General features: G+C 42.6%; 14 protein-coding genes and 1 pseudogene. 11 read left to right on the top strand and 4 right to left on the bottom strand.

All coding sequences use genetic code 11. The annotated features are described in order from the left end of the window. From ACK4HU_RS15115 to ACK4HU_RS15080, 8 genes and pseudogenes are all read left to right on the top strand, one after another. Window positions 1–2134, top strand: a 2134-nt coding sequence (locus ACK4HU_RS15115; RefSeq protein ID WP_409808124.1) for a gliding motility-associated C-terminal domain-containing protein, incomplete at its 5' end; no start/stop codon positions are given. Window positions 2135–2146: 12 nt separating this feature from the next. After that, window positions 2147–3121 carry a type IX secretion system membrane protein PorP/SprF gene (locus ACK4HU_RS15110; protein WP_409808123.1) on the top strand — a complete coding sequence of 325 codons (975 nt, stop codon included), beginning with the start codon at window positions 2147–2149 and terminating at the stop codon, window positions 3119–3121. A 125-nt stretch (window positions 3122–3246) separates the two neighbouring features. Beyond that, window positions 3247–5640, top strand: a complete 2394-nt coding sequence (locus ACK4HU_RS15105) for an OmpA family protein (RefSeq protein WP_409808121.1) — start codon at window positions 3247–3249, stop codon at window positions 5638–5640. A gap of 470 nt (window positions 5641–6110) precedes the next feature. After that, window positions 6111–6662 carry a LemA family protein gene (locus tag ACK4HU_RS15100; protein WP_409808119.1) on the top strand — a complete coding sequence of 184 codons (552 nt, stop codon included), beginning with the start codon at window positions 6111–6113 and terminating at the stop codon, window positions 6660–6662. Further along, on the top strand, window positions 6663–8378 hold the full coding sequence (locus tag ACK4HU_RS15095; RefSeq protein ID WP_409808117.1) for a DUF2207 domain-containing protein: 1716 nt from the start codon (window positions 6663–6665) through the stop codon (window positions 8376–8378). It abuts the gene before it with no gap. 49 nt (window positions 8379–8427) lie between these two features. Further along, complete coding sequence (locus tag ACK4HU_RS15090) at window positions 8428–8811, top strand: VOC family protein (RefSeq protein WP_409808116.1); 384 nt, start codon at window positions 8428–8430, stop codon at window positions 8809–8811. A gap of 21 nt (window positions 8812–8832) precedes the next feature. Further along, on the top strand, window positions 8833–9012 hold the full coding sequence (locus ACK4HU_RS15085; protein WP_409808115.1) for a hypothetical protein: 180 nt from the start codon (window positions 8833–8835) through the stop codon (window positions 9010–9012). Then, window positions 8978–9079 (top strand): annotated as a pseudogene (locus tag ACK4HU_RS15080) (glycoside hydrolase family 16 protein); the annotation flags it as partial. The gene ACK4HU_RS15085 and the pseudogene ACK4HU_RS15080, both read left to right, overlap by 35 nt. A 24-nt stretch (window positions 9080–9103) precedes the next feature. Here the strand turns inward: ACK4HU_RS15080 and ACK4HU_RS15075 are convergent. The 3 genes from ACK4HU_RS15075 to ACK4HU_RS15065 form a co-directional block, all read right to left on the bottom strand. Then, the gene (locus ACK4HU_RS15075) at window positions 9104–9463 is read right to left on the bottom strand and encodes a type II toxin-antitoxin system HigA family antitoxin (protein WP_409808114.1); all 360 of its coding nucleotides are present in this window, start codon (window positions 9461–9463) and stop codon (window positions 9104–9106) included. 83 nt (window positions 9464–9546) lie between these two features. Further along, entirely contained in the window at window positions 9547–10278 is a 732-nt protein-coding gene (gene rluF, locus ACK4HU_RS15070; protein WP_409808113.1) for a 23S rRNA pseudouridine(2604) synthase RluF, read from the bottom strand. 201 nt (window positions 10279–10479) lie between these two features. Beyond that, window positions 10480–11781 (bottom strand): peptidoglycan DD-metalloendopeptidase family protein, encoded by a 1302-nt coding sequence (locus tag ACK4HU_RS15065; protein ID WP_409808111.1) that lies wholly within the window; start codon window positions 11779–11781, stop codon window positions 10480–10482. Between the two features lie 295 nt (window positions 11782–12076). Between ACK4HU_RS15065 and aspS the strand changes: the two genes are divergently transcribed. After that, entirely contained in the window at window positions 12077–13831 is a 1755-nt protein-coding gene (aspS, locus tag ACK4HU_RS15060) for an aspartate--tRNA ligase (protein ID WP_409808109.1), read from the top strand. Between the two features lie 24 nt (window positions 13832–13855). Here the strand turns inward: aspS and ACK4HU_RS15055 are convergent, their stop codons facing one another. After that, window positions 13856–14458 (bottom strand): lysoplasmalogenase, encoded by a 603-nt coding sequence (locus tag ACK4HU_RS15055; RefSeq protein WP_409808108.1) that lies wholly within the window; start codon window positions 14456–14458, stop codon window positions 13856–13858. Between the two features lie 431 nt (window positions 14459–14889). Between ACK4HU_RS15055 and ACK4HU_RS15050 the strand changes: the two genes are divergently transcribed. Together ACK4HU_RS15050 and ACK4HU_RS15045 are read left to right on the top strand one after the other, a co-directional pair. After that, window positions 14890–18267, top strand: coding sequence for a carboxypeptidase regulatory-like domain-containing protein (locus ACK4HU_RS15050; protein WP_409808107.1), 3378 nt, complete (start codon window positions 14890–14892; stop codon window positions 18265–18267). A 350-nt stretch (window positions 18268–18617) separates the two neighbouring features. Beyond that, on the top strand, window positions 18618–21905 hold the full coding sequence (locus ACK4HU_RS15045; protein ID WP_409808105.1) for a carboxypeptidase regulatory-like domain-containing protein: 3288 nt from the start codon (window positions 18618–18620) through the stop codon (window positions 21903–21905). Window positions 21906–22274: the final 369 nt, after the last annotated feature.

The raw sequence follows: 22274 nt of genomic DNA, 5'->3' as shown, positions 1-22274 counted from the left end.
TAGCAATGACGAAAACAGCAATGTAGGCGGTACGGCGATACCAGGAGCAAATGAGTCGACTTATCTTCCATCTACTTCGTCTGCAGGGGTTACTTACTACTTCGTGGTTGTAACTGCTGAGTGTGGAGAAGTGACAAGTGACATTGTCGCGGTAGAAGTTATTCAAGTACCAGCACCAGATTTGGTTGATGTAATCCAGCCTACCTGTGAGGAAGAGACCGGTACCATCAACGTGACCGAAATTGAGGGTGTTGAGTTCTCGATAGGTGGAGCTTATCAGACTTCAGGTACATTCAGTGGCCTGACAGCTGGAGGTTATATAGTGACAGCCCGATTTGTTGATGGCGAGTGCATCAGTGCAGGAACACCTGTAACGGTGAATCCACAGCCTGCAACGCCATTGGCACCGGTTGCGGAAGTGATGCAACCGACTTGCGAAGTAGCAACGGGAGTGATCACAGTAACACCGATTGAAGGAGTGACCTATTCAATCAATGGACAGAACTACCAGGCATCGAATGTTTTTGCGGGAGTTGCTCCGGGCAACTACACGGTGAGCGTACAAAGTGCGGCGGGCTGCGTGAGTGCAGGCACGGCGGTGACGGTGAATCCACAGCCGTCCACTCCAGGGGCACCGCAAAGCGGGGGAGACCAGTCAGTGTGTTCTTCGGAAGGAGTGGTACTTACCGCTACAGCGATTGCAGGAGAAGGATTTGAAGTGGTGTGGTATAATGCTCCAACGGGAGGAGTACGGGTTGAAAATCCAAGTTTATCTGAGGTGGGCAGCATTACGTACTATGCAGCGGCGGTGAATGTCGAAGCAGGATGTGAGAGTGCAGTACGGACTCCGGTAACGTTGACAATCAACAGCTGTACGATCTCTATTGTTAAGACAGCGGATAAATCGACGATAAGCGGGATTGGAGAAGTAGTGACCTACACTCTCACGGTGACCAACACAGGCGATGCGATTTTGACCAATGTTGTGGTAACTGATCCTTTGACAGGATTTGAACAGAAAGTGGAAGTTCTTGAGGCGGGCAAATCAGTAAGCTTCACGACAAAATATACTGTAACCCAGAAGGATCTTGATAATGGAGGGGTACTTAACGTAGCGAGTGTGAAGGCACAGACGCCATCCGAGGAAGAGATCGGAGCTGAAGACGAGTTGGTAGTTGGTGTGGGGGCGAATGAGATCATTGCCAACGATGATGATTTCGGGTCTTACTTCCTGAGCTACGGCGGACTGATCGGTAACATATTGGATAACGACTTGCTGAAAGGTCAGCGACCGAATCCGGCCGATGTGGACTTTGAATTCACGGAGTTGGACGGCATCATCGGTTTGTTGATCAACGACAACGGAGAGTTGAGCCTGATTCCACAGGTGAATGAGATCAGAGCCTACACACTGAGATATATACTCAGAGAGGTGGTGAATCCAAGCAACAACGACGATGCGCTGGTATTCTTCAGAATATTGAATGATCAGGTTGATCTGCGTGTGGTGAAGGAAGCGATTCAGGACCAGGTATTTGAGGGCGACTTGTTCGACTACCAGATTGTGGTGAGCAATGTCGGGGAGACCAATGCGACCAATGTGGTGTTAACGGACAACATTCCGGCCGGGGTGACCTATCAGAGCTTCACGGTGACAGCCAATACGAGCGGGTCTACAGTGACAGCGACAGTGAATGGCAACAACGTGAGCTTTGCCATACCGTTCCTTGGAGCCGGACAGTCGGTGACGATTCAGATCAGGGTTAAGGCAGGTGCGAAGGGCAAAGTGCTCAATACTGCGGTGGTGGCTTCCGATCAGGACGAGTTGACACCGGGTGACAACCAATCGACCGACGAGACGGAGATCCAGGAGTTCAGAATTCCGAATGTGATCACTCCGAACGGAGACGGCAAGAACGATGTGTTCAAGATACAGGGGCTTGGCAAGTATTCCAGCAACAGGATCACGATCTTCAACAGGTACGGAGACCACGTCCTTGAGCGTGAGAACTACGGCAACGACTGGGATGCACCTGGTCAGGTAGCGGGTACTTACTTCTACGTGCTTCGTGTAACAGACGCACAGGGTACTACCACAGAGTTCAAGGGCTGGATTCAGGTAATCAAAGAATAATCGATAGGACTTATGAAAACGACTTTTAAAATCATAGGAATGACTTTTCTGGTGGCCATGCTGGCCACCGGAGGGACTTTTGGGCAGCAACTCCCACAGTTTAGCCAGTATATCTTCAACGGATTGCACATCAATCCGGGGTATGCGGGGTACAAGGGCGAGCCCTACATCCAGTCTACGTACCGAAGCCAGTGGATGGATTTTCCGGGAGCCCCGGAGACCTTCACGGTGACAGCGGACCTGAGTGCCAACGAAGGGACGATGGGTTTCGGGGTATCGTTGATGAGTGACAACCTGGGTCCTGCACGTACGACCTCCGGACTGTTGACTTATGCTTACCGGATTCAGGTGGGCAGAGAGAGTTTTCTGGGTATGGGAGCGAGTGTAGGAGTGTCCGAGTACATGATAGACGGGAACGAGTTTGATCCCAACGATCCGGGAGACGGATTGATTCCTCAGGGCAGGGTGAACATGTTCACGCCGAATTTGAATTCGGGATTGTTTTTTCACAACAGAAAGTTCTATGCGGGCTTCAGTGTGTACAACATGATCGGCAAGAAGGCCTTGGAGAAAGAAGACATGGCCTTGGCGTATCACGACTTTCACTACTACCTGACAGCAGGCGCAATGGTGACGATCTCGGACAACGTGGGGTTCAAGCCGAGCTTTCTGATCAAGCAGGTGAAGGGCGCTCCGACCAACTACGACATCAACGGGATGTTTCTGTTTTTCGAGCGGCTGTGGCTTGGGGCATCTTACCGATCCAACGTGAACATCTGGGCAGATGCACTGGATACGAACCTGTCGAACCGCAATGCGGTGGCAGCGATTGTTGAGATATTCGCCACGGACCGTCTGAGACTGGGCTATGCGTATGACAAGAACCTGAACGTACTGAATGATTACAGACACAATTCACATGAGTTGTCGGTAGGGTTCTACATGATACCTCGGACAGCAGTTATGAAAAACCAAAGATGGTTCTGATTATGAAATCGAGCCAACATAAGCAAGGCAGACCCGATATCATGGGTATAAAAGGAAAGGTTCTTTTGGATTCGGCTTTTGGTATGCGAGATTCCATGTGGCCGCTGAAAAAAAATTATAATCACATGAAAAAGACATTGACGATACTCGGGATTACGGCAGGCATATTTTTGGGATCACTTGGGGCGGTAAATGCGCAGAAGTCCAAAGTGCGCTATGCGGATGAACAGATGGAGCTGATGAACTATCAGCATGCGCTGGACATGTACAAGGAGGCCTATGGCAAGAAGCCCAACCTAGAGACAGCCCGGAAGACGGCGCTGGCCTTGGACAGGGTGCGGGATTACAGTCAGGCGTATACATGGTGGAAGACGGTAGCGGGGTATGAGGAGGTGACGGGCGAGGATTACACCCAGTTGCTGAGAGCGGGGATTTTGACCGACAATTTTGACGAGGCGAGAAGTATGGTGGAAGCCAAGGGTCTGACAGCGGACAGTTTGGGCGTGGCTCCGAGCACGATACCTCAGAGTGTACGGAAGTTGAAGCTGTCGGCAGTTGAGGGGATGAACAGTTCGGAGTCCGACTTTTCGATGATTGAGGACGGAGAGGGGAACAAATATTTTGTATCGGACAGAGGGGGGAGCTATCCTACTCAGATGCCGGGCATACGAATAGACGGGCGGAACAAGATTTTCAGTGCGGATAAGAATGACTTTACAGACCGGGGTTATTTTTCGGTGTACAGACAGGACAAAGCGGGAGATATCAGCCGGGTAGTGTCGAATGTTCCCAATACGATGCACCTGTCGGATCCGAGTTATGCAGCTTCTCAGAATCTGTTGTTTTATTCGGTGACCCGTTCGATCACCAAGACGAAGAAGAACAGGGACATCTTGGTACAGCCGGAGATTTACTACAGCAAGGTAGGTTCTGACGGCAAGTTGGAAGGTTTCACGGCATTCCCGTACAACGATTCGCTGGGGTATGCGGTGATGCATCCGTATGTAGACGAGCAGGCAAAGCGGCTTTACTTCAGTTCGGATATGCCGGGGGGACAGGGCGGCTACGACCTGTACTATTCAGAGTACGACGAAAACATGGTGTTCAGCACACCGGTGAATCTTGGTCCGGAGGTAAACACCAAAGGGAACGAGACGCATCCATTCAGAAAGGACAACAAGTTTTACTTTTCCTCTACGGGCCACGAAGGTCTTGGAGGGATGGATATTTTTGAAGCAAGCTATACACCGACAGCCATCAGCGGCACCCGAAACATGGGTACACCGATCAACTCGCTGGCCGATGACTTCGCTTACCGGGAGGACAAAGACAGGATAGTGTATCTGTCTTCCAACCGCAAAGGGGGCATGGGTCTGGATGACATATACATGGCCAAGGAGATGTACAAGCAGTTCCTGGCCAGAGTACTGGATTGCAACGGAGAGGTGATCACGAGCAGCTATTTGGCCACCTTCCGGGACAAGACCCAGGGGATCATGGTACCTACTGCCAGAAATGGCAAAGGAGAGCTGACGTCCCAGCTGGAGCCGGAGAGTGACTTTGGGATTACGATCACCAAGCCGGGCTACTTCCCGCTGACAGATGAGAGCATTACGACCAAAGGGTTTGCGGGCGACACGGTGAAACGGGAGTACAGGCTGATGCCGATCCCGTATCAGTTGCCGGTGCATGTGGACATTGTGTATTATGACCTGGACAAGTTTGTGATCCGCAAGGATGCGATTCCGGCATTGGACAAGCTGGCCGAGTTGATGGGCAAGTACAGCTTCTTGGATTTGTTGGTGGCCTCGCATACCGACTCCAGGGCGAGTGACGAATACAACATTACCTTGTCCAACAACCGGGCAAAAGCGGTGACCGAATATTTGGGAGGAAAAGGAATTAACTCTGACCGGGTGAGACTGGAGTGGTTTGGCGAGAGCCAGTTGGTCAACGACTGCGGGAACGGCAAGCCATGTTCTGAGACCAACCATCAGTTGAACAGAAGATCTGAGTTGGTATTGGAAGCCTTCCCTGATCCGACCAAAACTTATGACATTCCACAGGAGCTGAAGGACATGGACTTCTGTGAGCCGGAGGACATTTTTGTGAAGATCCAGGAAGAGATCAACGACATTCCGACGATCTACTTTGACTTTGACAAGTCGATGTTGAGATCGGTGCACAGGGCTGACCTGGAGCGCACGGCGATCATGCTGAAGCGTATGCCAAATCTGATGCTGTACATTGAGGGCCATACCGACCAGAGAGGCGATGGACCATACAATCAGAAGCTGTCCGAGCGTAGAGCACAGACGGTGAAGGACTACCTGAAAAACAGAGGCATTGAAGACAACAGACTGGAGTCGCAGTGGTTTGGCAAGACCAAGCCGATCCACAACTGTGACGAGGTGACCTGTACCCCTGCGATGCATCAGCTGAACCGCAGAACAGAACTCCGAGTCGGCAAGTCCGCCTTCGGATACACCGGAAGACAGAAAAAAGTTGATACGATGTAATTAGTGATTGATAGATTTAGTTTATTATAAAAAGCTCCCAAAACTGGGAGCTTTTTTGGTTATTACTATATTTTGTCCATTACGATATAAAAAAATAGGCTTAATCAACTTGTTTTGATTGGTTTTGTGGAATCCGGGGATTTGGTGGAAATGTGGGCTTTAGTGAATCTGGGGATTTTTAGGACTTGACTTGTATTTCGAGAAGTCTTCAGAGGTTTAGTATCAATGACTTTGCCACGGGACTGCATTAGAGTTGCTATAGGACTAATAGCCAATTGATGGTTTAAAGTTGGGTTGATGATTTTGTAAATTGTTTCTGCCTTTTTATATCTTCCACCAAAAAAGTACTCAACAAAACTAAAAGTGGGTTTCCAGATACCAATTTTATTCCGACCAAATACTTTTTAAATAAATCATTAAATTGATCTTGAATTTCAATCTTAATTTTTAATATCTAAAAACCTGCGCTCATGACCTTACTCATTATTGGAGTAATCGTACTCCTAATAGCTTTTTATGCAGTTGGAATCTACAATAAGCTCGTCCGGCTAACTACTCTAGTGGAAGAAGCCTGGAGTGGCATCGATGTGCAGCTTAAGAAGCGCTACAGCTTAATTCCCAATCTGGTCGAGACTGTCAAAGGCTATGCAAAACATGAGCAGGAAACCTTCGAGAAAGTAGTGCAAGCAAGAAATCAGGCACAAGCTGCCACAACAGTAGAAGGTCATCAAGCGGCAGAAAACCAACTCAACAAGGCCTTGGTCAATCTTTTTGCTTTAGCTGAGAACTATCCGGAATTGAAGGCAAATCAAAACTTCTTGAAACTTCAAGATGAGCTATCCGTCATCGAGCAGGACATTGAGAAGTCCAGAAGGTATTACAATGGAACCGTTCGCGAAAAGAACATTTTGGTCGAATCTTTCCCAAGCAATATCCTGTCAAACATGTTTGGATTCATCAAATCGAAGTTTTTCGAATTGGACAATGAAACCGAACGTCAGCTTCCTCAAGTGAAATTCTGAATGAAGAGGATTGTTTTTTTTCTATTTGGTTTTTTTCTTTTCGGAGAGCTCGCTGCTCAAGGGGAAAAACTGGAAGAATTTCATTCTATTATTTCTATCGATCCTTCTGGGCAGATCACTGTTTTAGAAAAGTTTCGATATGCCACAGAAATCAGCGGCAAGCGAGGAATCATTCGCTCTTTGCCAATCGATCGGTTTGATAAGCAGGATCGAAAAGTAAAAAACGATTACTCCATTCTTTCGGTAAAGCGAGATGGAATAAAGTCTAAATACCGTACCGAGCGGGAAAATGGACACCTCGCTATTTATGTTGGTGAGTCTTCAGTTTTCTTGGAACCTGGAGTTTACGATTACGAGATCACCTATTCCGTTCCTGATCAAATCAGGTTTTTTGAAGGATATGATGAGCTATATTGGAATGTAAATGGTACGCAGTGGGCTTTTCCTGTTTTGAAAACAATTGCTGAAATTCGACTTCCACGGGGAGCTGAAACTATCCAAATGGCCTGTTACACCGGACAATATGGAAGTTCGGAACAGAATTGTGAATTTTCGGAAAGAGGAAGCACTGTTACTTTTTCGGCAGGGCCCTTTAGCTCAGGAGAAAATCTCAGCATCGCCGTCGGTTTTTCCAAAGGAGTAGTTGCTCCACCACCGCCGCCAACAGAATTCCAACGGGTTGGATTTCAGGTAATAACAGGTCTAATTGGGTTAGTTTTGCTTGGGTATTACTTTTTCACTTGGCTGAATTATGGAATTGATCCTCCCAAACCTACGGTCATCCCGCTTTTTGATCCACCCGCCGGACTTTCACCTGCATCGGTAGGTATGCTGAGCAAAGGATATTTTTGGCAGGACTTTATTACAGCCTCGGTAGTAAGTCTTGCCGCAAAACGCTACCTGAGAATTGAAGAAAACACTAAATCCACGCTTTTCGGATTATTCAAGCAAAAAGAGTTTGATCTCATCCGAGAAAAACTTCCTGATGACAGCCTGCCAAAAGAAGAAAATCAACTCCTGACTTCATTATTTGGAAAAGGTAGCCGCATCACCCTTGATGGAAAATACAATTCCAAAGTAGCTGATGCTGTTCAGAAATTTCAGTCAAGTCTGAATGCTCAGTGGAATCCTTTGATCTACAAAGGCTTCAATGTAAAGTTTTGGATTTTGCCAATTCTTATAATTATCGGCTATATCATTCTCCTCGTTAAGATGGAGGACTATTTTGTTTTTGAGGGGAAAGCCCCACTTCTCGTTGGATTTATTGGTGGGAATATTATCCTATTCTTCATCTACCAATGGTTGATCCGCAAACCTGCTAAGGAGAAACTGAAACTTCGGGCGGAAATTGAAGGATTCAAGATGTACATGGCTGCGGCAGAAGAAAAAATGCTGCAGTTCAGTAATCCACCTGAATTGACTCCTGAGAAATTTGAGGCGCTTCTGCCTTATGCTATGGTTTTAGATGTGGATGAAATTTGGGGAGAGAAATTTCAGAAAATGATCAGTTTGAGCTCCACTGCACAGCAATATCACCCCACTTGGTATAGCGGGGGAATGATCCAGCACGCTGCGTTTGCACACATGCTCAACTCCAGCCTTTCAAATACAATTAGCCAATCCAGTAATAGCCCATCCAGCGGTGGAAGTAGTGGATCTGGCGGAGGAGGATTCTCCGGCGGCGGCGGCGGCGGCGGCGGCGGTGGAAGCTGGTAGGTAAAATTTTATAGATCAAAAGAAATAAAACTTTTAAATCGACTTTGCCATGATTCAATTTAAGCCTCTGGGATATAATTCCCTTTCTCCTTATTTCATTGTTGATAATGCTCCTCGATTTGTTAAGCTTATGAAAGATCTGTTTGATGCGGAAGAGCTGCGAAAATATGAAATGCCTGACGGATCCCTGATGCATGTAGAGTTGCGTTTGGATGATTCGGTCATCATGCTGAGCGAGGCGACTTCAGACTATCCTGCTAATGAGTTTTTGCTGCACTTCTATGTACATGATGCAATAGCTGTCTATAAAAAAGCCTTGGAACTGGGTTGCGAAGGATTGCAGGAACCTATCCAAAAAGAAGATCCCGACCTCAGAGGAATGTTCAAAGATTTCAATGGGAATGTTTGGTCTATCGGAACTCAGACGCAGTGACCAAAATCCCTATAATGAATTATGAAACTCCTCTACACTTTTCTTTTGATCATTTTAAGAGGCTTTTGCTTCGCTCAAGAATTCTTCAATCCAGCCAATTCTGGCTATGTTTTGATTTGGCAAGATGAGTTTGACCAAAATGGTAAAGTTGATTCGGTAAGGTGGTCTTTTGAATCTGGCTATTGGAGGAAACGGGGGTGATCCAAGTGCCAGTGTCTTCCCAAGTGAATACCTGGTGGATTATGTGCGTGTTTATCAGAAAAATTGAGAATTTCTAAAGCAAAATGCAAGCTTAAACGCCTAAAACAATAGAGGCTTCAATATCCAACTTCCGGCTAATTTCACGAGCAATTTTTAAGGTTGGTTCGCTTTTTCCATTTAGATATTCACTTATTCTTGAGGTACTTACTCCCAAAAAATCCGAAAGGGCTTTCTGACTTAATCCACGCTCATTCATCCTAAGTTTAATTGCTTCAGGTAAAGTTGGGGGATGAATTGTATAATTTTTTTCTTCAAAATCTGCAACCAAATCTGAAAGTAAGTTCAACTCCACAAATCCTTTAGCTTCCGAATTGTCAATATTTTCAGGATCAGATAGTAATTCTTCGATTCTTCCTACTATAGCATTGTATTCTTTTTCTGACTTGATCATGACTTATATAGTTTGAATGTTTTTAATTTTATCGTATTCCGCATGGGTGCCGATAAACCTTATAAAAGGGCTTAAAATTTGACCTAATCAGAAGTCTTAGAGCTATCTGCAATCAATGAATTGAGTTCTCCAAGTTCCTTTGCACTTAGATCCCGCCATTTGCCCACAGGAATATCCAATTGAATATTCATAATACGAATTCTCTTGAGTTGTTTGACGGTGTAGCCAAGAAATTCACACATCCGACGAATCTGTCTATTGAGCCCTTGGGTTAGGATGATTCTGAACTTAAACCGGCTAATAAGTTCTACTTTGCATGGATCAGTGACAGTTCCGAGGATTGGGATTCCGCCAGACATCTTGCGAACAAAATTTGCGTCAATTGGTCTGTCCACGGTCACGATGTATTCTTTCTCGTGATTGTTCTTGGATCGGAGAATTTTGTTGACAATGTCTCCTTCGCTTGTGAGTAGGATCAATCCTTCGCTGTCTTTGTCCAGCCTGCCGATAGGAAAGATGCGTTCCGAATGCCCGATGAAATCGATGATGTTATTCTTTTCACCTTTGACATCTGTAGTGGACACTATGCCAACAGGTTTGTTAAATACAATGTAAACGTGTTTGGTTTTGGGTTTTCCCACCAATTCCCCATCCACTCTTACTTCGTCTATGGCAAGTACTTTTGTGCCTAGTTCGGGAAGCTTTCCATTGATGGTGATTCTGTTTTCTTCCAATAACTTATCTGCGGCCCTGCGGGAGCAAAATCCAACTTCGCTGAGGTATTTATTGATTCGAATGGATTCTTCGTGTGCCATAAATACAAATATAGATATACAATTTGCGCTATTGAACCAAGACGGTTGGAAGACGGTAGACCGAAGACCGAAGAGAGCCTATAAATTTTATCTTAGGGTTGAATCTTCTGGCACAAAGAATTATATAAAAAAGTGGATTTGACCGAAGTTAATCGATCAAATCCACCGTTGGAATATTTTTAAAATTAAAAGATAAAATTTCTAGTCTATTCCTGGATAGTCTTGAAATGGGATTTCAGCTAGCATTTTCTTTTCTCCATTTCCCATTTCAGCCAATAGCCTCATGGACTCTGCTTTTTTGGATTCAAAAGCCATTCTATTTGCTGGAGAAATAGGCTCAGAAGGTGGAATTTCTTCTCTTAACCAATCTTCCTGCTTTCCATTTTTCCAAAATCTAAAACACAAATGAGGTCCTGTTGCCAAACCGGTACTTCCTACATAACCAATTACTTGACCTTGGCTGACTCGGGTACCTGCCTTGATGCCTTTTCCGATTTTGGACATGTGTAAGTATTGGGTGGAATAGGTTCCGTTATGTTTGATCTTGACATAATTGCCATTTGCTGAGGAGAATTGAGCTTCAACTACAGTTCCATCTCCAACTGATCGAATTTCGGTGCCTGTAAGGGCTGCATAGTCTGTTCCAAGGTGAGGCTTATACCTTTTTTGTACCGGATGGAAGCGGTTAAGATTGTATTTGGAACTGATGCGGGTGTACTCCAATGGATCTCGTAGAAAAGCTTTTTTCAATGAATTTCCATCCTGATCGAAGAAGTTCATTTCTCCGTTTTGCTCAAATGGGATGGCATGATAAGGTTTACCTTTATGCTCAAAAAATGCAAGTTCAATTCCAGAAACGCTTACAACGACATCGTCAATTATTTTTTCCTGATAGACAACTTTGAATTGATCTCCTTTTTGTAATCCTTGGAAATCAACCGACCAACCAAAAAGATCTGCGAATTTATTGATGATATTGAGAGAGACCTTTTGTTTTTCCATGTCCACATATAAGGAATTCTCGATTAGGCCACTGACTTCACGAGTTCTATATATTGCTGGTTTTTCGGCTTTGTAAATCTCCATCGAATCGAGATTGAATACCACGTACTCCGCAGGGTTGGGTTCGTAGATAAAAAATTGGGCTGTTGGGGAATCAGCTGATTGGAGGATGGTAAATTTTTTGTTTGCAGCTATCCAACGAACATCAAAAACTTCCTTCGACTTTTTCGCTAGTTCATCAATGATCTGATAGGAGACATTGAAGGGGGTAAGAATGGAGCCTAAAGTTTGATTTTTGCAGACCGTTCCTTCTACTATATTTAGGCCTGTGACATTAATGCCATAAAGGAAGACTTCTTTTTGTTGTACAATTCCAGTGCTATCAAGAGCAACAAAATCTTTTTCTTCAGAAGAATTAAAAGTAAAGTTGCCGATTTGGAATATTGCGCCTACTCCCAAGGTGAGCATAAGAGCGGCAGCACCAATCCATTTGTTGTTCATTAATTGCTGATTTACAAGAGGGTGAGTTGAAAATATGTTCTAAAGAAGAAAAATCACAGCTGTTTTCCAAACCGAAAGGCTATGAATGCGTTGAAATTGCCAATTTTCGTGCCGCCTTGTTGCCTTTTGTTAATTAAAAGTAAAAAGGCCTGATTTATAACTTTTTAAAATTTTCTCAAAAAAGAATAGCTTTTTTGAACCAAAATCTCCCATTTGTTGCGAATCTTCAAAAGAGAAATGGTGATCTCTGAATCAAATATTTATCTTTGACCTCCCAAAAAATCAAGGAATCAAAATGTTGAGAACTCATACTTGTGGCGAACTTCGCCTCGACCATGTAAATCAGGAAGTGACTCTAGCGGGCTGGGTTCAGCGTGTCCGTAATAAAGGAGGGTTAATCTGGGTGGATCTTCGTGATCGGTATGGAGTGACTCAATTAATTTTTGAAGAAGGCTCTTCAGACAAAAGTCTTTTGGAAAAGGCCGCTCAATTAGGGCGTGAGTTTGTCGTATCCGCAAGCGGAAAAGTGATAGAACGAACTGCGAAGAATGATAAAATGCCTACGGGTTCGATTGAAATCAAAGTCACTCAACTGGATGTTCTAAATTCTGCCAAAGTTCCTCCTTTTATTATAGAAGATGAAACTGACGGTGGTGAAGAGCTTCGGATGCGATATCGCTATCTGGATTTGAGAAGGAATGTAATTCGGGAAAAGCTTCAATTGCGTCATCGCATGATGCAGGAAACTAGAAAGTATATGGACGGGCAAAACTTCATTGAGGTAGAAACTCCAGTCCTAATCAAGTCTACGCCCGAAGGTGCTCGAGATTTTGTAGTTCCAAGTCGTGTGAATCCGGGTGAATTTTATGCACTCCCTCAGTCTCCACAGACTTTCAAACAATTGCTGATGGTCAGTGGATTTGACCGTTATTTTCAGATTGTGAAGTGCTTCCGCGACGAAGATCTTCGTGCTGATCGACAGCCTGAGTTTACTCAGATTGACTGCGAAATGGCTTTTGTAACCCAAGAAGACATCCTTCATACTTTTGAAGGGCTTGTGAAGCACCTTTTCTCTTCTGTGAAAGGAATTGATCTTGGCTATGTTGAGCACATGACTTTTGCGAATGCGATGAAAGGATATGGAAATGACAAGCCGGATCTTCGATTTGATATGAAGTTTGTGGAATTGAATGAGGTAGCCAAAGGGAAAGGCTTTGCAATTTTTGATAATGCGGAGTTAGTGGTTGGTATTTGTGCCAAAGGAGCTGCCGAGTATACTCGCAAGCAAATCGATGAATTGACGGAATGGGTGAAACGTCCGCAGATTGGCGCTAAGGGAATGATTTACCTGCGCTACAATGCTGATGGAACCTTAAAGTCAAGTGTGGATAAATTCTATTCTCCGGAGGACCTTAAAACTTGGGCTGATGCATTTGGTGCTGAACCAGGTGATTTGATGCTAGTCTTGAGTGGTGATACCAACATTGTCCGCAAACAGCTTTCCGAATTACGATTGAAGATGGGTGAGGAGCTTGGGCTTCGTGATCGCAATGTATTCAAGCCACTTTGGGTGGTGGATTTCCCTCTTTTGGAGTGGGATGAAGATTTCAAACGATACCATGCGATGCATCATCCATTTACTTCACCTAAGCCTGAAGATATCCCGCTTTTGGATACAGATCCGGGTGCAGTTCGTGCAAACGCCTACGATTTGGTAATTAACGGAGTTGAAGTTGGTGGTGGGTCCATCCGTATTCATGACCGCCCGACTCAGCAATTGATGTTTAAGCACCTTGGGTTTACAGAAGAAGAAGCCCAAAAGCAATTTGGATTCCTAATGGAGGCATTCGAATACGGAGCGCCGCCACATGGTGGGATTGCCTTTGGCTTTGATCGACTTTGCGCCATTTTTGGTGGATCGGATTCCATTCGGGATTACATCGCTTTTCCGAAAAATAACTCCGGAAGAGATGTGATGATCGATTCTCCTAGTACGATTGCAGATGATCAGTTGGAGGAACTTTCGATTCGAGTGAGTTTGAAGAAGTAAAAAGAGAGGTTCCGGCCTCTATTTTTATTTATGATCTACTAAATAAGATCTGATTCCCATGACAATCAGGAGTTGTGCGATGACGTAAGTTCCCATGATGACAATTCCTGATTCAGGGAAATCTTTAAAGAATCGACTGATTGCAATCGCACCATCGGAAATGAAAAAGAGAACTGCCCCGATAAAAACCTGCCAAAATGAAGCGGAATTACACTTTTTGAAACGTTCTCTTGCTGTAGCCACCATGCTTACGATCACAATTATGTAAATGATGACTGGGATTTTCAAACTACCCAAGTTCGGATTGATCAAGTAATAAGTGAAAGCTGCTGCGAGGTAAATGGGTAAGTTAAAGAAAAAGAGCTTGATAAAATTCACTTGATCCAGCCTGCTTGGTCCTTTTTGGGCGAGTTTGAAGCCGATGATATAACATACTTGGGCCATAAGGAAAGCCCCCAGTCCATAGATGAAAAGATTTGGCCAAAGCAACAAAATGTCTCCAACCCAAGAAAAGATCAATGCTGAGAGAATTGTCTTAGTTAACAAGGTAGATGCGATTGGGCGGGTGATCTGATAAAAATAAATTATTAAGCCTAATAGAATCAAGGGCTTAGAATAAAATCTCATATCAAGATTACCCTCAAGTAAAAATGTTATGTCAACTAAGGATGCAAGTAGAAACAAATATAGCCAAATTATGTTCTTTCTCTTCAATGGTATAATATTTTGAATTATTAAATAAATATATATAAATAGATTGTTTTTAGGTATTTCTATGGTGAAATATTCTGATCTCTACAGAAATACATTTTAGGTTGACTTTAATTAATTATCAAAAAATTGTATTTTTTAGAGCACGTTTTAATATTTTTTTTAAAAAAGGAATCAATTTTTTAATAAAAATTCAAAAATTGGTTGTTTTCGCATATTAAAGTTATGTTAAATATTGAGAGATTTTCAATTGACAATTTAACAGTAACTACCCCTACTTACCCCGAGGTCGAATTACTTTTGCAAGGAGTAAAAATCAAAACCAACTTTTACTAAAACAAAAAATCATGAGGCAATTATTATTAAGGAGTCTTTTTGTTTCAATCCTTTTCGTTTATTCGATAGGTTCGGCAATCGGGCAAGTTACTACAAGTTCTGTACAGGGGATTGTCTCTGACAGAGAGGGAATTACACTTCCCGGTGCAAATGTTGTGGCTGTACACGAGCCATCAGGCACGCGCTACGGAGCGGTATCCAATTTAGAAGGTAGATTTTCTTTACCAAATTTAAGAATTGGAGGGCCCTACACAATTCAAGTTAGTTTTATTGGATATAGAACCCAATCTTATACAGGAATCATTTTAAAACTGGGTGAGCCATACTCATTGTCAGTTTCTCTAGAAGATGATAGTGCTGACTTGTCCGAGGTTGTAGTTACTTCATCAAGAACAGGTGATTTTTCATCCTCCAGAACTGGGGCTGCCACCAACATAAGCAATGAGCAAGTTAACGCTTTGCCGACGATCAGTAGAAGCCTGACAGATTTCACTCGCTTGACACCTCAGGCAAATGGAAATAGTTTTGCCGGCAGGGATGGTAGATACAATAACGTTCAAATCGATGGTGCCAATTTTAATAATGGGTTTGGACTTAGTGATGGTCTTCTTCCAGGCGGTAGATCTCAGCCGATTTCTCTGGATGCAATCCAAGAAATTACTGTAAATATTGCTCCTTTCGACGTTAGACAAAGCCAATTTACAGGGGCTGGCGTGAATGCTGTGACAAGAAGTGGCACGAACCAATTTGAAGGCTCAGCTTTTGGTTTTTTTAGAAACCAAAACTACAGCGGAAGAAAAGTGGGAGACTTGGAACTTGACGAGCAAAATCAGGCATCCACAAAAATTATGGGCTTCAGATTGGGAGGCCCGATAATTAAAAATAAATTATTCTTTTTTGTAAATGCGGAGCAAACCACAAATGAAGGTACAAATCCTGGGGCAGTAAACCTTTGGAGGCCTTCACAGGATGGTGTTGCAAATCCGGATAACAACATTTCCAGAACCAAAGAATCAGATCTCATCGCTGTAAGAAATCACCTCATTAATACTTGGAACTATGATCCGGGTAGATATCAAGGATACGCAAATAATGCAGGTGATCAAAGCACTTCAATATTTGCGAGAATAGACTGGAATATAAATGAAAAGCATAAGTTCGCAGCAAGATACAGTAGTGTCAGAGGAACAAGATCATCTTTAGTAAATGGAAATTCTGGACCTAGACCAAGATCTGCTACGAATAGAGTGAGTGATCAGTCTATTGCTTTCGAATCAACCCAATACGGAACGGATGATATTGTGGATTCATATGCCGTGGAATTAAGCAGTTATTTTTCTCCAAAGCTGTCTAATCAATTTATAGGTACCTATTCAAAAATTCAGGCCACTCGGTCGACCTTCAGCGAAAGACTCTTCCCCACGATCGATATTTTTGCAGATGTTAACATCGATCCAATGACTGGAAGACCTGCACAAGGTGCAACTGGATCAAATTACATCACCGCAGGATATGATCCATTTACCTTCGGAAACGATGTCATTAATAATAACTTCAATTTTGTAAATAACCTTACTTATATAGAAGGCAAACATGAACTGACTGCCGGGTTGGCTTATGATTCTCAGACATTCGGTAATCAGTTTCTCAGAATTGGAGCTTCATATTACAGATATGCTTCTGTAGAAGATTTCCTTTCCACAGGTACCCCAAATGAAGTTGCACCAATTATGTTTGGAGTGACCTACCCCTACGAGGGTGCAGATACGTACGGAGGGATAACCCTCGGACAAGCTAGCTTTTATTTACAGGACAAAATTAATGTTTCTCGAAAGTTGGATCTTACCATTGGTTTGAGGGCTGAGGCTCCTTTGTTCTTGAACCAGTTAAGCACAAATCAAGAAATTGATAATTTGGAATTCAGATCTATCGATGGCGGCACTAAAAATTATAAATCTGGTGAGTGGCCCAAAACGAGAATTAATCTTAGCCCTAGATTAGGATTCAATTATGACTTCTATGGAGATGGTAAACTTAAATTGAGAGGTGGTACGGGTATCTTTTATGGAAACATTCCATTTGTATGGTTTACAAATATGCCATCAGGAGCAGGTGGATATCAAAATAATGTTGAGCCCAACAGTTATGGTGAGATATCCTCTTGGATAGGAGGTATCAGATTTAACGAAAACCCTTACCATTGGCCGAATAATCCGCCAGCAGGTGCAGAAAACGTCTTCTTGTCCAGTCCCCGTGGTGGAGCACCGGGCACCATCGCCCTAGTGGATGATGAGTTCAAGATGCCTAGTGTTTGGAGAACTAGCCTTGGTTCAGATTATCAACTTCCAAATACTCCAATTACGCTGACTGCAGACTTGATGTACACCAGAGATGTAAATGCTGTTTATCAGTTTTTAGCTAATAGAGGCGAGGCGACTCAATTCTTTAATAATGGAAATGAAACCAGAGAATTTTATCAAAGTGGTGCTAATCGATTTAATCCAGCAATAGGAGCGAATAACGTATTTATCCTTTCAAACACTAAAGAAAAAGGTAATATATTCAATGCAACATTTGGAGGTACAATAAATTCAAATAAGGGTCTATTTGGATCATTATTCTACACCTATACTTATGCTGATGAAGTTTCAAGCAACCCGGGTTCTTCAGCGAACTCTGCATTTGCCGGACCCAATATCAACAACCCAAATGAGCAGATTTTGTATAATTCGTTTTTTGCAGTTCCACACAGAGTTGTAGCAAGTTTATCCTACAAATTGGACTATTTGAAACATGCTTCGACTACTTTTTCTTTGTTTTTCAATGGATCTAATCAAGGTAGATTTAGCTACAGATACACTAGTGATTTCAACAATGATGGGATTAATTCTGACTTGATTTATGTCCCTGCAACCGACAGTGAGATAAATTTTGCTGACATCGTTGTAAATGGACAAGTAAGGTTTACAGCTGCTCAACAACGTGCCGCCTTCAACGCATTCGTAGATAATGATCCACATCTGAGTACTCGAAGAGGTCAATATGCTGAAAGAAATGGAAATTTAATTCCATGGTTGAACAGATTCGACTTTAGACTTCTTCAGGATGTTTATTCTAATATTGGAAAAAGAAAAAATACACTTCAGCTAAGCTTAGACATCCTGAACGTTGGAAATATGCTCAATTCAGATTGGGGAATTGCGACAGGGTTTAATAATGCTCAAAACTTACTTGTACCAGTAAGCAGACAGCAAAACGGACCTTCCACATTCCGAATGACCACAGTGACAGAGAACGGTGAATTGGTTCTTCCAACCACTCCATTTAGAGATATTACCACGATTTCTACTACTTGGAGCATGCAAGTTGGAATTCGATACATCTTCTAACTAATCACTATAGGTGAAAAAAGTATTTACTTCAAAAGGGCTATTCAAGAAATTGGATAGCCCTTTTATCGATTATGATGGTTAACTTTTTTAGTTTCTTTAATTTTGGAACAGGTTAAAAATTCACTGACAAATCGTAGTTTTTCCTTATTTCGACGCACATCAGTTTAAAAAAGGCTCCAAACTTTTTAATACTTCAAATTTTTTTTCATTTGCCATGTTAATTATATGTTAATTTTTGTGAAGTTTGCCCTGCAAAAAATTAACGTTTACTACCCATACTTAACCTGCAAGTCCAATTACCTTTGTAAAAATTTAAAATCAAAGCAAACACTATTAAAACAAAAAATATGAGGAAAAATTTACTTAAAGGCTTGACGGTAATAATGTTCTTAGTGCTCAGCACAGGACTTGCATTGTCGCAGGGCGTGACTACTTCGGGTATTTCCGGTGTGGTGTCAGAAACAAATGGTCAACCGCTTCCTGGTGCGAACGTGGTTGCGACTCACGTTCCTTCCGGAACTAGATATGGGGCTGTTTCTAATCTTGATGGAAAGTACTCAATTCCAGGGATGAGGGTTGGTGGCCCTTACAAAATTTCGGTTTCATTCATTGGATTTAGCACACAAGAGGTGGATGGCATAGTTCTTTCTTTGGGTGTATTTTCCAATGTCAATGTTTCCTTGAGAGAAGATGGACAAGAGCTTTCAGAAGTGGTCATCACTTCAAGTCCAAACAATTTGTTCTCTAACGAAAGAACAGGTGCAAATACCTCCATTACTAATGAGGCGCTAACCAGACTACCTACAATCTCTAGAAATATTAACGATTTCACTCGTTTAACTCCACAATCAAACGGTCAGTCTTTTGCCGGTCAGGATTCACGATTGAACAACATTACAGTTGATGGTTCGTATTTCAACAACTCTTTTGGATTGGGAAGTGGAAGTAACCCAGGAGGAAGAACGGGTGTATCTCCAATTTCTTTGGATGCCATCGAACAAATTTCCGTCAACGTCGCTCCTTACGATGTAAGACAAGGCAACTTTACAGGTGCCGGAGTAAATACAGTAACTAGATCAGGTACCAACGAATACTCTGGTTCCGCTTACTATTTCTGGAGAAGTAACAACAACGTAGGGACCGAGGCAGGTGAAAACACTTTTAATCCTGGTGACTTTACTTACCGACAGATAGGTTTCCGTGTAGGTGGACCTATCATTAAAGACAAGTTGTTTTTCTTCGCTTCTTTTGAAGACGAAGTCGAAGCTAGACCAGGTACTACTTGGAGAGCGAATCGGGGCGAACCAATTGAAGGGAACGTAACTCGTGTTTTGGCTTCAGATCTTGATCAACTTAGTGGATTCTTGAGAGATAGATTTGGATACGAAACTGGACCTTATCAAGATTACGATAATGAAACTGCTGGAACCAAGTTCTTAGTGAAATTAGATTACAACATCAACGATAAAAATAAGCTAAGTGTAAGATACAATCACTTGGATTCTTTTACTGACGTATTGATGTCTGGTTCTTCTTCTCTTGGTTTTGGTAACAGAAATAATAGACCAGAGGCCTTGAATTTTCAGAACTCCAATTACAGCATCAATGAAAACATTCGATCTATAGTTGCGGAATTGAATTCCAGAATAAGAAACAACGTGACCAACAGCTTAATAATTGGTTACACTTATCAGGATGAAAGCCGTGGATCCAGAGGAGATTTTTTCCCTATGGTGGATATACTTCAGGATGGTTCGACTTATACTTCATTTGGATTTGAGCCATTCACTCCAAATAATGAGTTGAGATACAAAACTTTCCAAGTTCAAAACAATCTTCAAATATTCGCTGGAAAGCACACTATTACCGCAGGGTTTAGCTATGAAAGATACGAGTCGGAAAACGTGTTTTTTCCTGGTTCGCAGTCTGCGTATGTGTACAATTCCTTGGATGATTTTTACAAAGATGCCAACAATTTTCTGGCAAATGGGAACACTATTCCTTCTAACGTTAACCTAAGAAGATTCCAAGTAAGATGGAATAATATTCCGGGTTCAGAAAAACCTATCCAGCCTCTTCAGGTAGATTATGTTGGTTTTTATGTGCAGGACGAAATCCAAATTAGAACCAATCTTAAAACAACCTTCGGTTTGAGAATGGATGTTCCGTTCTTCGGTGAAACCGCACTTCGAAATGAAGACGTGGAAAAATTGTTTTTCAGAAATCCTGCGAGCTCATTTGTGAATTTCAGCACTAACAAACTTCCTGATCCAAACATTCTATGGTCTCCAAGAGTAGGATTTAACTGGGATGTATTCAATAACCAAAGAACTCAAGTGAGAGGTGGAACGGGAATCTTTACAGGAAGACCTGCCTATGTTTGGATTTCCAATCAAGTAGGTAACAATGGTATTTTGACAGGGTTTGCCCAATTTGATAACTCTACAGCAAGACCTTTCAATCCTGATCCAAATGCTTACAAGCCTGCTGAAGTTTCAGGAAATCCTGCTGCCTCGTATGAATTAGCTTTAACTGAGAGTGATTTTAAATTCCCTCAAGTTTGGAGAACTAATATCGGTATTGATCAGCTATTACCCGGTGGAATTGTAGCGACAGGTGAATTCATCTACTCTGCAGATGTCAATGGAGTTGCTTATTACAATGGTAACCTTCCAGTACATCAATCTCAGTTTAGCGGTCCTGATAATCGTCCTCGATACATCAGAAACAGAATCAACAGTAATGTTCCTAACGCGGTTGTTCTATCCAACCAAGCTGTTGGTAACTCTTGGGTAGGTTCGGTTTCTTTGGAAAAACCATTTGGAAATGGGTTGTATGTGAAAGCTGCTTACAGCTACGGCGAATCCAGAAATACTGTTGATCCAGGATCTATTGCGGCTGGAACATGGTTTAACAACCCGATCTCCAGAGATCCAAATAATCCTGGCCTTGGAATATCCTCCAATAACCTTGGTCACCGCGTTTTTGGTGTAATCAGTTACAATAGAGATATCTTCAAGTTTGGTAACACCTCCATGTCCCTATTCTGGGAATCAATCACTATTGGCAATGCATCATACAGATTTGCCGGAGATATGAATGGTGATGGTGGTACTTCCAACGATTTGATTTACATCCATAAGAATATGGACCAGATGAACTTCCAGCAGTACACTGTCACTGTCGGTGGACAGCCAGTTACGTTCACTTCGGCTCAGCAAGCTGCCGCTTGGGAAGCTTACATTCAGCAGGATAAATATTTGAGTGCCAATAGAGGAAAATATGCCGAAAGAGGCGCTGTAATCATGCCTATGGTGAGCAGAGCGGATTTTTCTTTTGCGCAGCAATTATTTACAAATATCAACAGAAAGAAAAACACCTTGGAGTTCCGTTTGGATATCCTTAACGTAGGGAACTTCCTAAATAAGGATTGGGGTATTGGGCAAACATTCAATTCTACTCAGCCGTTGGTTGTTCCTGCAAATAATCAAGGTGGTCCTGCTAACGCTCAGGGAGTTTCTCAATACAGATTGAGAAATTTCGGTGCCAACTTAATCACTGAAACTTACAGACCTACTGCGGGTGTGTCCGATGTGTGGAGAATGCAATTTGGTTTAAGATATATCTTTAACTAATAAACATTCTAAAATAAAGTTTAAGCGCCTCAAAAATTTTGGGGCGCTTTTTTTTGCAATTATCCATCAGGAGTTCGCTAGCCCACACCTAAACTTTGGTAAATTCAACCATTGACTGTAAATCCAAATTTTGTTTTACAGGGGGAACTGCCATGTTGAATTTGAATTTCAATAGCCTGCTGATCTTTTGAGCTATTTCATAAAAAATATCAATTCCCAAGCCCGAGAGCACATGGATTGAGCATAATTTTTCCAAGAAATTGTTTTGACTTTCAGCCCCATTTTGATATTATCTCAAAAGCTGACAATGGCATCCCCTTTTTTTTCCTTTGGTAGTGAAGATTTGCCTTCAGTATCTTTTCTGAATTC

Source organism: Algoriphagus sp., assembly GCF_046296635.1.
Classification (GTDB): Bacteria; Bacteroidota; Bacteroidia; order Cytophagales; family Cyclobacteriaceae; genus Algoriphagus.
This window is presented reverse-complemented; position numbering and strand designations above follow the sequence as displayed.